Raw genomic sequence first — 12866 nt, 5'->3', positions numbered from 1 at the left:
CGCGGAGATCGCGCCGTATCAGAGTGCCACGGCGTCCCTGGCGCGTCCCGATGGACGCGCGGTGCCATGGCTGATTGTCGCGCCGACCAGGCGCATTGTCATCGAAAGATATGATGCCGTGACTTCGGCGATCGACAGCCGCTCGCCCGGCCGGAACCAGACGATGACGCCGGTCATCATCTGGATCAGCGCCATGGCAGTCAGGCCTGTATCGTCGATCTCGAAGGCGCCGGCCTCGGCGCCGTCGCGCAGGATCGTGCGCAGTTCCTTCTCATAGGCCGTGCGCATTTTGAGGATCTGCGTCAGCCTTTCATGCGAAAGGCTGCGCAATTCCATGTTGGAGACATGGGTGGCGTGTCGCCGCCCGATGTGGAAGGCGATGTGGTTTTCGACATAGGCGGTGAGCCGGCCCACCGGATCGACGCTCGCCGGCCGCGCCGCTTCCCAAGCCTCGAGCAGACCTTCCATATGCTCTCGCATCAAGGTGAAAAGCAGATCTTCCTTGGTCGGGAAGTAGCGATAGAGCGCTGCCGCCTGTACGCCGACCTCGGCCGCCAGCTGCCGCATCGACATCGCCTCGTAGCCGAGGCGCGCGATCAGGCTGACCGCCGCCTCGCGAACGGCCGCTTCGGTTTTCTCCCCGTCGGAACCTGTGGTGCGCGCCATGTTTGCCTCTGGCAGCAATAATAAAACGAACGTTCAATTAATTCAAGCTTCCAATTTTCCCTCGAGGGTGCGGCTGTCGCATACGAGTTTATCGGCGAAGGCCGACGCAACGCCGTTATCCTCGGGCTTGTCCCAAGGATGACGCCAATCAAGGCATGCCGGCTATCCGAACTCTCAAAGCCATATGCGATTGCCCCTCCCTTCTGGGGAAGCTACCTGGCCTATACGATGATCCTGAAATCCAAGGGCGCCTCTTCGGCCGCTTCCTCGATCTCGACCTTCGAGACGAGCGCGCCCCGCGGCCCTTGCCACAGGCGTTCGATCATCGCCGTGACAGCGGCATCGGCGCCGGCGATCAGTGCGGTGACCGAGCCGTCACGCTCGTTGTGCACCCAACCCGTCAGCCCGAGACGTATCGCTTCTGCGCGCGCCCAGACGCGGTAACTCACACCTTGAACCGTACCGGAAACGCGCGCCCGAACGATTCTGCGTTCGCCTTGCATTGCCTGTGCTCCGCGTTGCACTTCGCGGAATCTGGCACAGCAAAGGGCAAAGGCAACAGGGGCTTGGGCTAGGGTGCGTTGAGATTCAGGTCAGGCCAAGCCGAAAATGGTGGCTTTCGAGAACCGGAGCGGAGCGGACATCCGGGTCCGTGAGCACCGGAAGCGCAGAAAACCAGCATTTGCGGGCTGGCATCACCTGAATATCAACACATCCTAGTTCCCCCGCGCCGCCGCCAGCGCGCCCGGCAACTCCTCGGCGAAGATGTCGAGCTCATGGTCGAGCCCGACGCTGACCCTGATGCAGCGGTCCAGCACCGGCACCATCGGCTTGCGGATGAACACGTCGCGCGACAGGAGGCCCTGCATCACCTTCAGCGCGAAGGCGCCGTCGCGGCCGCAGTCGATGGTGACGAAATTGGTTGCCGACGGCAGTGGCTTGAGATCGTTCTGCCTGGCGATAGCCGAAATGCGCTCGCGGCCTGCCGCAACGCGCGCCACCACCGAGCGCAGATAGTCCTGGTCGGCAAGCGCCTCGAGGCCGGCGACCTGCGCCATGCGGCTGACGCCGTAATGGTTGCGGATCTTCTCGAAATCGCGGATCACCTCCGCCTCCGCCACGGCGTAGCCGCAGCGTATGCCGGCTAGGCCGTAAGCCTTCGAGAAGGTGCGCATGCGGATGACGTTCGGCCGCGCGACATCGATCGCCGGCAGCGCCGAGGCCGGTCCCAGCTCGCCATAGGCCTCGTCCAGCACCAGCATGGTGGTTTGCGGCAGCGCTTCGATGAAGCGCACGACATCCGGCGCCTCCCACCAGCTTCCCATCGGATTGTCGGGGTTGGAGAGATAGACCAACGGCGCCTTTTCGCTCGCGACCTTGGCGAGAAGACCGTCCAGGTCCTCCTTGTCATTGGCATAGGGCACCGTCACCAGACGGCCGCCGACACCGGCGATATGGAAATTGAAGGTGGGGTAGGCGCCAAGCGAGGTGACCACCGCGTCGCCAGGGCCGACATACATGCGCGCCACCAGGCCGAGCAGGCCGTCGATGCCTTCGCCCACGACCACGTTTTCGATCGCCACGCCGTGATGCGCGGCGGCCGCCACCTTCAGCTCGTAATTGTCGGGGTCGCAATACATCCACTGGTCGCGGGCAACGCTCTCCATACGCGCGATGACGCGCGGCGAAGGCCCGAAACTGCTTTCATTGGCGCCGATGCGGGCGCGGAACGGCCGCCCGCGCTCGCGCTCCTGCGCCTCCGGGCCGACGAACGGCACCGTGGTGGGAAGCGCGCCGATGATCGGCGTAAGGGGAGGGCGACGAAGCATGGCGCAAGCTCGGTTGAGAAAGGGTCTTCTTGCTAGCGTGCGCGAGGGGTGGGTGCAAGTTAGGCGACAAGCTGAAATCAGTTGGCTTGACCGGTATCCGGCGTCAGCTCTTGAGAGGTTTGCCGCTCGCATGGGTCTGGTGAACGCAGCGGCGGACGTCTGCCGTTGGCCTCCGAATTCGATGCGGACGACGTATCGCTGGATTCTGCCTGCCGCTTTTGCTAGCGAGGCAGGATGAGCAACCGATTGCCGCCCGCCTGGGCAAAGCACCTCAAGACGCAGCCCTCGGCGAGAGCGGTGTCGCCGAAAGCTGCATCACCCAAAGCCCAGCCGAACGCCGGCCCGCCCCGCAATCAGGCCGACGATATGCTGTTGAGGCAGGCACTCGAGCTGCAAAAAGCCGAGCAATTGCCGGAGGCCGAGGAACTCTGTCTCAAGGTTCTGGCAAGAACCCCAAACGATCCGCTGGCATTCTATATCCTGGGAACTCTCGGACTCGGATACGACAACGAGAAAGCCTTGCGGTATTTCGCGCGGGCGGTCGCAGAGGAGCCGCGGAATCCCTACTACCACCTTAGCCTTGGCGAAACCTATCTGAAGCTCAGCGAATTTACGCCGGCAATCAGGCACATTCAGCAGGCCTTGGCGTTGAAGCCTGACCTGGTGGAAGCTCTTTGCGCCTTGGGCGATACCTACAACTCGTTTGACAAGGGAGAAATGGCGCTGCCGCTCTTTGAGAAGGCGCTCAAGATCGACCGAGATCATCCTCTGGCCCGGTTGGGGTTGCCCCGCGCGCTCGCAAGTCTCGGCCGTATGGACGAAGCCGCGGTTCATTTGAAAGAGGCGATAGAGCGGCGGAACGCGGTACCGGCTGCCTACAGTGCATTGGTGCAGACGCGTAAATTCACGGAAGAGCCGCCGGAGCTCGCGGCAATTCTAGCGGAGCTTCGGGACCCGGCCCATGGAGCGGAAGGAGCGGCGGCCCTCCATCACGCTGCAGGGAAGCTGCTTAACGACCTCCATCGCTACAGGGAGGCGATAGACCACTTCAAGCAAGGGAATCGGGCTAGGGGCCAAATATTCGACATCGGAAGCTATCGTCGCTGGGTCGACGCCATGATCGAAACCTTCACGCCCGAACTGGTGGCTTCAATGGCCGCTTGCGGCAATGCCTCGGAGGCGCCCGTATTCGTCGTCGGCATGCCTCGCTCCGGCACGACGCTGACGGAGCAGATCTGCGCCAGCCATCCTGATGTTCACGGTGCCGGCGAGCTCAGCAAGCTTAGACGAATGGCCAATGGGATCGGCCTCGCACATCGTTCCGAGGCGAATCTCGGCAAATCGGTCGCGACGATTACTCCCGAACTGACCGAGATGCTGGCAGCGGAGCATCTTGCCTATCTGCGCGAGCGAGCGCCCGATTCGCTCCGAATCATCGACAAGATGCCCCACAATTTCGAGCTGATCGGCCTTGTCGCCATTTTGTTTCCCAACGCGCGCATCATTCATTGTCGCCGCGACGCTATCGACAATTGCATCTCCTGTTTCGTCCTGCAGTTCAGTGAAGCGCATAGCTATAGCGCAGATCTCGAGACACTGGGGCTCTACTACAGGGAATATGACCGGCTGATGCGGCATTGGAGCAAGGTCCTCCCCGGGCGCATCTTCGAAAACCAGTACGAGACACTGATCGAGAACCAGGAGGAGCAGTCGCGGCGCTTGATAGATTATCTCGGGCTGCCCTGGGACAAAGCCTGCTTGCGTTTCTTTGACAGGGCTGGCTCAGTAAACACCTATAGCAATTGGCAGGTCCGCCAGCCGATCTACAAGTCGTCGGTCAAGCGCTGGAAGAATTACGAGAGCGAGATCCAGCCTCTGATCGAAGCGTTGGGAGATCTTGCTGAGGTTTGACCAGTAGCAATTCGCGCCGAGCCATAGCGCTCTCTGCGCTGAGTGCTCAGTCTCCAAGGCTCCGATAGCGTGCAATTCCGGCGATCACGCCGAATGCAGCGCTTTGTGCAAACGGTGCCGGGGTGCTGGAAGGGAGAAAGAAAAACCCGGCGGTTGCCCGCCGGGTTATCGATTTCGATCAGGCAATGCCTGTTAGAACGAACGCTGGAAGCGGAGCAGGCCGCCGACGCTGTTCTTCTTGTCCGCACCGGTGAAGTTGACGGTCGAGGTGGGATCGGCGTTCCACTGGTCAAACTTGCCAAAGTGATCGTAGTCGACTTCGGCGGTGACCGTGAAGCCGGGAACGATGTCGTAGGCGACGTTCGCCGCCACGCCGTAGTTCTTGTCCTCGTCACCCGACACCTGGAGGTTGAACGAGGTCTTCTCGTTGAACTTGTAGGTGCCGCCGGCCCAGAATGCCCAGTTGCCGCCCCAGATCTTGTAGAAGCCGCGACCACGGGCGTCGATGACGTTGGTCGGGTCGCTCAGATTGTTGTCGCTGCCGTAGCCGAACATGCCGAACAGCGACAGTTCATTGGTGACATTCACGTCCAAGCGGACCTTGCCGGCGACTTCCTCATAGTTGCTATCGTAGGCCACGACGCCGGTGATGGCGCCCCAGCCCTGCGTGTACTTCACGCCGCCTACGACATGCGGAACATAGCTGTCGATCGTGCCGACAGTGCCTGCGCCTTCTTCCAGCGAAACCACCGCCGAGAAGCCGTTGCCGGCGTCGAAGTAATATTGGACGACGTTGGTGTCGAAGTCGCCATAGGGGACCAGCGTATCCTGGATGACGTTGCCGGCATAGCCGATGAACGTGTCGAAGGCCGATTCGTCCTTACCGACGCGCAGACCACCGAGCTGGATCCAGGCGAAATTCAGCGAGACGTTCTTGTTGCCCGCCGGATTGTCGAGATAACCACCTGTGACCGGGTTGAAGGATGCGCCGCGATTGTTGTTGCCGAAGTTGAAGCGTGTCTCGGTGTAGGTCTTCAACGTGCCGAGCTCGGTTTCCTGGCCGGTCCAGGTCTTCAGCGTGAAGCGGGTGTTCTTGTACCAGGTGCTGTGGATGTCGCCGTCCTGGTGGTCGACATTCTTCGCGCCGTCGAATGAACCGACGTCGCCGAGGCCGATGTCGTAACGGACATAGCCGCCGATGCGCAGGCAGGTCTCGGTGCCGGGGATATAGAAGTAGCCCGAGCCGTACACGTCGCAGATCTTGACGTATTCAGCCGGTTCCGGCTCGGCGACGGTCACCGCGTCGGCGGCGCGGGCGCCCGAAACTGCGATCAGGGCCGCAGCTGAGCCGAGAAGAAGGCTCTTGATGTTCATTTTCTGACCTCCAGTCAGAATCGAACGCAAGCGATGCGTTCGCTCGATCGCAGTCGCTGTCAGTGCTTTGTTATTGCGGTGCTTTTTGCTATGGTGAGCGCTACCAGAGGCGTTTGCTGGCGAACGCGTGTCCGGATCCGGATTTGAGATAGCGCTCCAATGAAGCCGCCTTCGCCTGGCTCGAAAAGGCCAAGTAGGTCACGATTCGCCACGGGAGAAACTTGGAAGTGTGACTGGACTTCCCAGCATTGTGCTCGGCAATCCGCTTCTTCAAATCGGACGTTATGCCGATATAACGCGCTCGCCTTCCGAAGCCTCGCTCTCAAGCAGATAGACATACCACACGAACCGGCCCTCCTTCGCCAAGGCTTTGGAGGGCATCCTCTCCGCCATCCTGCTTCGCTCGAAAGTTGGGCTTGTCCTGCGAAGCTCGGAGAGCGAAGCAGGATGGCGGAGAGGATGGGATTCGAACCCACGAGAAGCTTTTGACCTCTACTCCCTTAGCAGGGGAGCGCCTTCGACCACTCGGCCACCTCTCCGTCGCGCCGCTGGATAAAGAAAAGCGTCGGCACAATCAACAAGCCGGCGCCATAATCGCCGAAAATTCGGCATGGTGCAGCTCGGCGGGCGGAGCCATGCGGCGATTCCATGGCGATTCCCTGCCCGGCGACTCGGGGCTGGCGCCGCAATTTCGGCCGTCCATCGCCGGATTCGACCGGCTGCAAAGCCTGATTGGTTAATGAGAACTTTCGGAGTGAGGCCAAATCGTGTCATTTGTGCAACAACGTCCGGGGATAGCATCCGGATAGGGCTTTCGCCGATACGATCGTGGTTGAACCCCGCCGCGGCCTGGGTAAAGGTCACGTTCGAAGGAGCGGCGCGGTGCGCATCTTTTTCGGTAGTGGGGATGGGGCAGGGAACGCTGTCCTTCAGCAAAAAATACCCAGACCCGTTTTTTAACTTTTGACTGGAGGTCAGAAAATGAACATCAAGAGCCTTCTTCTCGGCTCAGCTGCGGCCCTGATCGCAGTTTCGGGCGCCCGCGCCGCCGACGCGGTGACCGTCGCCGAGCCGGAACCGGCTGAATACGTCAAGATCTGCGACGTCTACGGCTCGGGCTACTTCTACATCCCCGGCACCGAAACCTGCCTGCGCATCGGCGGCTATGTCCGTTACGACATCGGCGTCGGCGACGTCGGTGCGTTCGATGGCGCGACGTCCGCCGATGTTGAGGACCGCGGCAGCAACGACACCTTCTACAAGAATGCCCGCTTCACGTTGAAGACCTGGACCGGCCAGGAGACCGAGCTCGGCACGTTGAAGACCTACACTGAGACCCGCTGGAACTTCGGCAACCGCAACGCCGATCTGGGCGCGGATCCTGATGGCACCGGTCCGCTCACCAACTCCGTCAATCCGGCCTTCAACAAGGGCACTTCGCTGAACTTCGCCTGGATCCAGCTCGGCGGCCTCCGCGTCGGTAAGGACGAATCGGCCTTCAACACGTTCATCGGCTATGCCGGCAACGTCATCCAGGATACGCTCGTTCCCTACGGCGATTTCGACACCAACGTCGTCCAGTACTACTTCGACGCCGGCAACGGCTTCTCGGCCGTGATCTCGCTCGAAGAAGGCTCGGGCGGCGGCACGGACGGCTCCTACGGCGTGGGCACGATCGACAGCTACGTTCCGCATGTCGTCGGCGGCGTGAAGTGGACTCAAGGGTGGGGCGCCATCACCGGCGTTATCGCTTACGACAGCAACTACGAGGAAGTTGCCGGCAAGGTCCGCTTGGACGTGAACGTCAACGACGCCATCTCGCTGTTCATCATGGGCGGCTATGGCTCCGATGACAACCTGTCGGACCCGACCTATGCCTTCGCAGCTGGCGGTCGCGGCTTCTACAAGCAGTGGGACGAAAACTGGGCAGTGTGGGGCGGTGGCACCTACAAGTTCAACGAGAAGACCTCGTTCAACGCTCAGATCTCGTATGACGAAGGTGAGAACCTCGGCATCGCCGCCAACATCGCCTACGACATCGTTCCCGGCTTTACGGTTACGGCCGAAGTCGACTACGTCAATGCAGGCAAGATCGACGAAGTCGATACCCGTGGCACGAACCACAACTGGACCGGTATTTCTGCTGGCGAAGACGACGCCATCGGCGGCATGCTCCGCTTCCAGCGCTCCTTCTAAGGGCTGGACTGCTACAACTGAAATCCGGCCCGGGCGTTTCCACGCCCGGGCCGTTTTGTTTTCGCGATTGGTCGAAGCAAACGAAAGGATGGGGGTGAAACGGTAAGCTGATCGGGTCTGTGGAGCGACTTTGTGGGATCCGCCACCGGCGGATGTGGTCGGCCGCCAGATTCGAAAACTCTTGAAAGGACATCTCCGAACGGTTAGGGCTGAAGGCTTAACCACAGGGGGTGTGGCTAAAAATGTCGAACGAAGCGGTTCAAGAGGCCGAGGCCTCTGGTCATTTTGCGGTATTTTCTTCTCAGAATTCGAAGTTTAGGTACACCTACGACAAGATCCGGGAAGTAAAATCGCACAGGATCGGGGAACTCTTTGCAGCATACCGGGATATACTCTGGGATGATGGGCGGCATAAATACAATGTCAGCTCTTTCATCGGTGAAATAGACGAGATCCTTCTGGGAGAGCGTTTCAGCACCTTTGACCAGAACACCCTGGACAATCTTATCGGTACCTTGCGCCAGCGCGGGAACAGCAACGCAACCATCAATCGCAAGATGGCTGCACTCAGCAAGCTGCTGCGCAAGGCTCATAAGATGGGAGATATCCACAGCCTGCCCGAGTTCCGCCGCCAGAAGGAGCGGGCGGGACGGATTCGTTTCCTCGAAAGGGACGAAGAGACAAGGCTGTTCGCTGCCATCAAGAGCCGCAGCGAGGATGCTTACAGACTTTCCGTTTTCCTGGTCGACACCGGCTGCCGTCTAGGCGAGGCGCTCGGCCTGATCTGGAACGACATCCAGGAACACCGCGTCTCCTTCTGGATCACCAAGTCCGGCCGCAGCCGTACCATTCCGATGACCGAACGGGTCAAGGAGGTGATCAAGCTGCCGCCGAATACCGAAGGCCGCCGGCCGAAGGGCCCGTTCACCAAGCTTACCCAGGCGCAGTACCGCGCGATCTGGAACGAGGCGAAGACGGAAGTCGGCCTCGGCGCCGACGAACAGGTGGTGCCGCATATACTGCGCCACACCTGCGCTTCACGTCTGGTCCAGGGCGGTATCGACATAAGGCGCGTCCAGATGTGGCTGGGCCACCAGACGCTGTCGATGACCATGCGTTACGCGCATCTCGCCACCAACGACCTCGATGGCTGCGTCGTCGTTCTCGAGAAGCCACGCGGCGACCAGGCGCCGAGCGCCGCGGAGAACTCCGTCTTTGCCTCCCCCTTGACCGCGCCGTCACCTGGCAAAGCCGCTCGCAAGGAGAGCGGACTGGAGCCGGCAAAGGCGCGGCGCAAGAGCTCCAAAGGCAAGTAGGCACGCGCCGCGTGCCGGAGAATCTATATTTTATCGACAAGCCCGAGATTGAGTTAGTCTCGGGCTTTACTTTATTTTGATTTGCGCTCTGCCCGATCGAGGAAATCCGCAATCTCCCGAGGCAGAGTGCCGGTCTCCAGGAACGGCGCGTGTCCCTGGCCTTCGACGGTGATCGTCTCCATGCCGGGATGCCGCCTTCCCATCTCCTCGACGGTCGCAGCGGATAATAGTTTTGAATTGCCGCCGCGAATGGCAAGCAGCGGCACGGTGGCTAAAGCGTCGAACTGCGGCCACAGATCCGGCAGCGGCTTGTTGAAGTCGATGCCGGCCAGCGTGTCGACCAGGGTCGGATCGAAGTCCGGCACCCAGCCAGTCTCCATTTCGCGGCAGATTGCCCGGACCATTCGCGCCCAGTCGGCGTCGGTGAGCGCCGGGAAATCGGCGCCATGCACGCGCCGCTGAGCATCCACCGCCTCGGCGAATGTCTTCGGTTTCGGCGCGCGATTGAGATAGGAGCGGATATGGGCGAGGCCCGCCGCCTCGATCACCGGGCCGATATCGTTCAGCACGATGGCCTTCAGGACGGCCGGCTTCAATGCGCCGAGCACATGGATGATCAGGCCGCCCCGCGACGTGCCGACGAAGGCGGCCTGCTCGATGCCGAGCGCCGACAATCCGGCAAGGACATCGCCGGCTTCGACGCCGACATTATAGTGGCTGATATCGGGATCGCGGTCGGATTGCCCGCGCCCGCGATAGTCAAAGGCGAGGACTTTTCGCGGCCTTTCCGCCTTGCTTGAGAGGTGGAGTGCCAGTTCGTGGAAATCGCGGGCGTTACGGGTGAGTCCGGGCAGGCAGACGACCGGCCAGCTGCCGGCATTCGCTTCGCCGTAAATCTGGGCGTGGAGTTTCAGGCCGTCTGGCGCGGCGTAGAAGAAGTCGGAGAAACCTTCGCCGCTCGCCATCGCAATGCCGCTCCTCGCTAGGGGTGATCGACAGCTACAGGCGAGGGCAGGGATCGTCAAATGGGAGTTCTTCCTTCTCCCCTTGTGGGAGAAGGTGTCGCCGAAGGCGACGGATGAGGGGTGTTCCAGCGGAGTGAGACGCCGGCGATTGCGCCTTTAGACGAGCGCGTTGGCCAAGCTGGAGCACCCCTCATCCGTCTCGGCGCTACCGCGCCGATCCACCTTCTCCCACAAGGGGAGAAGGAAGAGACGCCCCCTCAGCTTCGTCCGTTCACGAGATCCCCCACGATGTCGTATTTGCCTGAAATACGCATCCTGTAGACCTCGTAATTCTCCATCACACGCTGCACGTAACTTCTTGTTTCCGTGTAGGGAATCCGCTCGATCCAGTCGACGACGGCATCCACGTCCTTGCCGCGCGGGTCGCCGTATTTCGCCACCCATTGGGCGGCGCGGTTCGGGCCGGCATTGTAGCCGGCGAAGGTCAGCACATAGGAGCCGCCGAAACGGTCGAGTTGCTCGCCGAGGAAGGCCGAGCCCAGCGTCGCGTTATAGCCGGCATCGCTCGTCAGCCGCGCCTGCGAGAAATTCATGCCGGCCTTTTTTGCCAACTGCTTGGCGGTGCCCGGCATCAACTGCAGCAGGCCGCGCGCGCCGGCGCTGGAAACGGCGCCGATATTGAACTCGCTTTCCTGGCGAGCAATGGCATAGGCGAGCGCCTTGCCCGACCCGGAAATATTGGCCGTATCGGGAATGACACCCAGCGGATGCGACAGCGCGCCGACATCGATGCCGCGCTGGGCGGCGATCTTGCCGACCTTCAGCGCCATGAAATGGTTGCCCTGCTTTTCGGCCAGCACCGCTAGCAGCGCCAGCTCGCCCGGGCTGGTCAGCTGGCCGGCAAGGTCGCGGTAGAGCGTCTCGGCGTAGCGGTCATAGCCCGCTTCCTGCAGCCGTTTGATCGCGCTCACTGCTTCGCGGCCGTCGAAACTCTGGCGGTCGGCCGCGCTCGGCTTTGGGTAGGCGATGTTGAGGGTCCTCAAGCCCACGCGCTCGCCGGCGAGCTGGCCATAGAAGGTCGTGCCGTAGCTGGCCGCGCGGGTGAAATAATCCTTGGCGCTGCCCGGACCGCCGACTTCCGCCGCCCGGCCGAGCCAGTAATAGGCGCGCGACAGCGACACCGGGCCCTGGGCGAACTCGGTGATGCGCGTGAAATGCCTGGCGGCGGTCGCCGGATCGTTGAGACCGCGCAACGCGTACCAGCCGGCATGGAACTCGGCTTCGGCGGCGTTCGGCGGGCTTTCGGCGGCGTGCATGGAGACAATCTTGTAGGCAGTCTTCATGTCGCCTTGGTCGACCAGCTCGCGCGAGAGCACGCGGCGTTCGACCCACCAGGCATCGGGGTCGACCAGCGAATCGAGGTTCGTCGGCGCTTTCATCACGGCAGCAGCGGCTTCGGCGAATTTCTGCTGCTTTCGCAGATACTCCGCCTCGGCGAAGAAATAGCCGGCGGAGCGCAGCACTGCGGGCACTGCCTTCAACAGCTTGGCGGCGTTCTTGTCGCCCTTGTCGGCCGCCGCCCAGGCATCCGCCAGCGGCTGTGCGCCGGCGAGGCCGGCGACGCGCAGCGCCGACGACAGCCGGTCGGCATAGAACATGCGCTCCATGCGGTAGCGATGGTCAGCCGCCGGGATCAGCGTGCCGAACTCCTTGATGACGGCTGCCTCATCCTTCGCTTCCAGTTTTTCCGTGCGCCAAAAGGGTACCAGCACCGACCGCGCCGCGGCCTGGTTGCCAAGCGCCACTTGCGAGCGGGCGAGGATGACGACGCCCTCAGGCGTCAGCGGCTGGCTGCGGCCGAAGGCCTGCACGACCACCTGCGGCGGCGGGTTTTCGCGATAGAGCGCCCGCTCGCTATTCTTGCGCAGCGCGATCGTGCCCGGCCATCCAGGCAGCATCTTGGCCGCGTCGGCAATCTCGCCGCTCGGCACCTGGTCGCCGCCGTAAAGCGCGATCGCCCAGGCGAGAATATGCCTGTCGAGCGAGGTGGCGGGCAGCGTGTCGCGCGCATTGCGCGCGCCGACGATGTTGTTGGCGGCAAGCGCATCGAGCCCGCTCTTCAGTTGCGCTATATCGGGGGCAATCGGCGTCTGGCCCGGCGCCGGAATTGAGGCCGTCGCGCGCGCATCGACGCTGCCACCGATCGCCATGGTAGGCGTCAGCGCGACGATCGCGCTCAAAAGCGCGAAAAGATGGGGCCGCCTCGTCGGCATTTTGTGATCCTAGCACATCATCAGCAGGCGCGGGCACTTGAGACCCCGACACGAAGCCTAAACTTAGGTCGTGAAGGGCTCGTAAACAAAAGGTTATCGAGGCCGTTCGAATGGCGCTTGCTGGTGTCCCGATTCTGAAATTCGCATGACCTTGATATCGGGCGCGGCGCGAATTTCAGAATCGCAGGATACCAGCCAACTGTCGAATCCAGTGTCGTTTTGGTTTTCGATGTTCGCCCCGAGCCCTGATATCAACCTCTAGCGAACATCGAAAACCACGACACTGGCATTACGCCGATGCTTGCCGCTGAACCATGTCGAGACTATGGTGCGCGG

10 protein-coding genes and 1 tRNA gene are annotated in these 12866 nt (G+C 61.8%); 3 read left to right on the top strand and 8 right to left on the bottom strand.

Annotated elements, in window-relative coordinates:
• Window positions 1-18 precede the first annotated feature (18 nt).
• From LB552_RS14745 to LB552_RS14735, 3 genes are all read right to left on the bottom strand, one after another.
• On the bottom strand, window positions 19-666 hold the full coding sequence (locus LB552_RS14745) for a TetR/AcrR family transcriptional regulator (protein ID WP_224607574.1): 648 nt from the start codon (window positions 664-666) through the stop codon (window positions 19-21).
• A gap of 221 nt (window positions 667-887) precedes the next feature.
• Window positions 888-1169: an acylphosphatase gene (locus tag LB552_RS14740; protein WP_224607571.1), complete on the bottom strand. Its 282-nt coding sequence runs from the start codon at window positions 1167-1169 to the stop codon at window positions 888-890.
• 213 nt (window positions 1170-1382) lie between these two features.
• Window positions 1383-2495: a pyridoxal phosphate-dependent aminotransferase gene (locus tag LB552_RS14735; RefSeq protein WP_224607568.1), complete on the bottom strand. Its 1113-nt coding sequence runs from the start codon at window positions 2493-2495 to the stop codon at window positions 1383-1385.
• A gap of 234 nt (window positions 2496-2729) precedes the next feature.
• On the opposite strand from LB552_RS14735, the gene LB552_RS14730 reads away from it, so the two are divergent.
• On the top strand, window positions 2730-4406 hold the full coding sequence (locus LB552_RS14730; protein WP_224607565.1) for a tetratricopeptide repeat-containing sulfotransferase family protein: 1677 nt from the start codon (window positions 2730-2732) through the stop codon (window positions 4404-4406).
• A 192-nt stretch (window positions 4407-4598) separates the two neighbouring features.
• Here LB552_RS14730 and LB552_RS14725 read toward each other — a convergent pair whose 3' ends face one another.
• The 3 genes from LB552_RS14725 to LB552_RS14715 form a co-directional block, all read right to left on the bottom strand.
• On the bottom strand, window positions 4599-5780 hold the full coding sequence (locus LB552_RS14725) for a porin (RefSeq protein WP_224607562.1): 1182 nt from the start codon (window positions 5778-5780) through the stop codon (window positions 4599-4601).
• Between the two features lie 100 nt (window positions 5781-5880).
• On the bottom strand, window positions 5881-6054 hold the full coding sequence (locus LB552_RS14720; RefSeq protein WP_411966062.1) for a GIY-YIG nuclease family protein: 174 nt from the start codon (window positions 6052-6054) through the stop codon (window positions 5881-5883).
• A 174-nt stretch (window positions 6055-6228) separates the two neighbouring features.
• Window positions 6229-6319: transfer RNA gene (locus tag LB552_RS14715), tRNA-Ser, on the bottom strand.
• Between the two features lie 442 nt (window positions 6320-6761).
• On the opposite strand from LB552_RS14715, the gene LB552_RS14710 reads away from it, so the two are divergent.
• Complete coding sequence (locus LB552_RS14710) at window positions 6762-7976, top strand: porin (protein WP_224607559.1); 1215 nt, start codon at window positions 6762-6764, stop codon at window positions 7974-7976.
• A 242-nt stretch (window positions 7977-8218) separates the two neighbouring features.
• The gene (locus tag LB552_RS14705) at window positions 8219-9292 is read left to right on the top strand and encodes a tyrosine-type recombinase/integrase (protein WP_224607556.1); all 1074 of its coding nucleotides are present in this window, start codon (window positions 8219-8221) and stop codon (window positions 9290-9292) included.
• 71 nt (window positions 9293-9363) lie between these two features.
• Here LB552_RS14705 and LB552_RS14700 read toward each other — a convergent pair whose 3' ends face one another.
• Together LB552_RS14700 and LB552_RS14695 are read right to left on the bottom strand one after the other, a co-directional pair.
• On the bottom strand, window positions 9364-10257 hold the full coding sequence (locus LB552_RS14700; protein WP_224607553.1) for an alpha/beta fold hydrolase: 894 nt from the start codon (window positions 10255-10257) through the stop codon (window positions 9364-9366).
• A gap of 257 nt (window positions 10258-10514) precedes the next feature.
• Window positions 10515-12530 carry a lytic transglycosylase domain-containing protein gene (locus LB552_RS14695; protein ID WP_224607550.1) on the bottom strand — a complete coding sequence of 672 codons (2016 nt, stop codon included), beginning with the start codon at window positions 12528-12530 and terminating at the stop codon, window positions 10515-10517.
• Window positions 12531-12866 lie beyond the last annotated feature (336 nt).

The sequence above is a fragment of the Mesorhizobium sp. CA7 genome, from assembly GCF_020165015.1.
In the GTDB taxonomy this organism is placed as follows: Bacteria; Pseudomonadota; Alphaproteobacteria; order Rhizobiales; family Rhizobiaceae; genus Mesorhizobium.
This window is presented reverse-complemented; position numbering and strand designations above follow the sequence as displayed.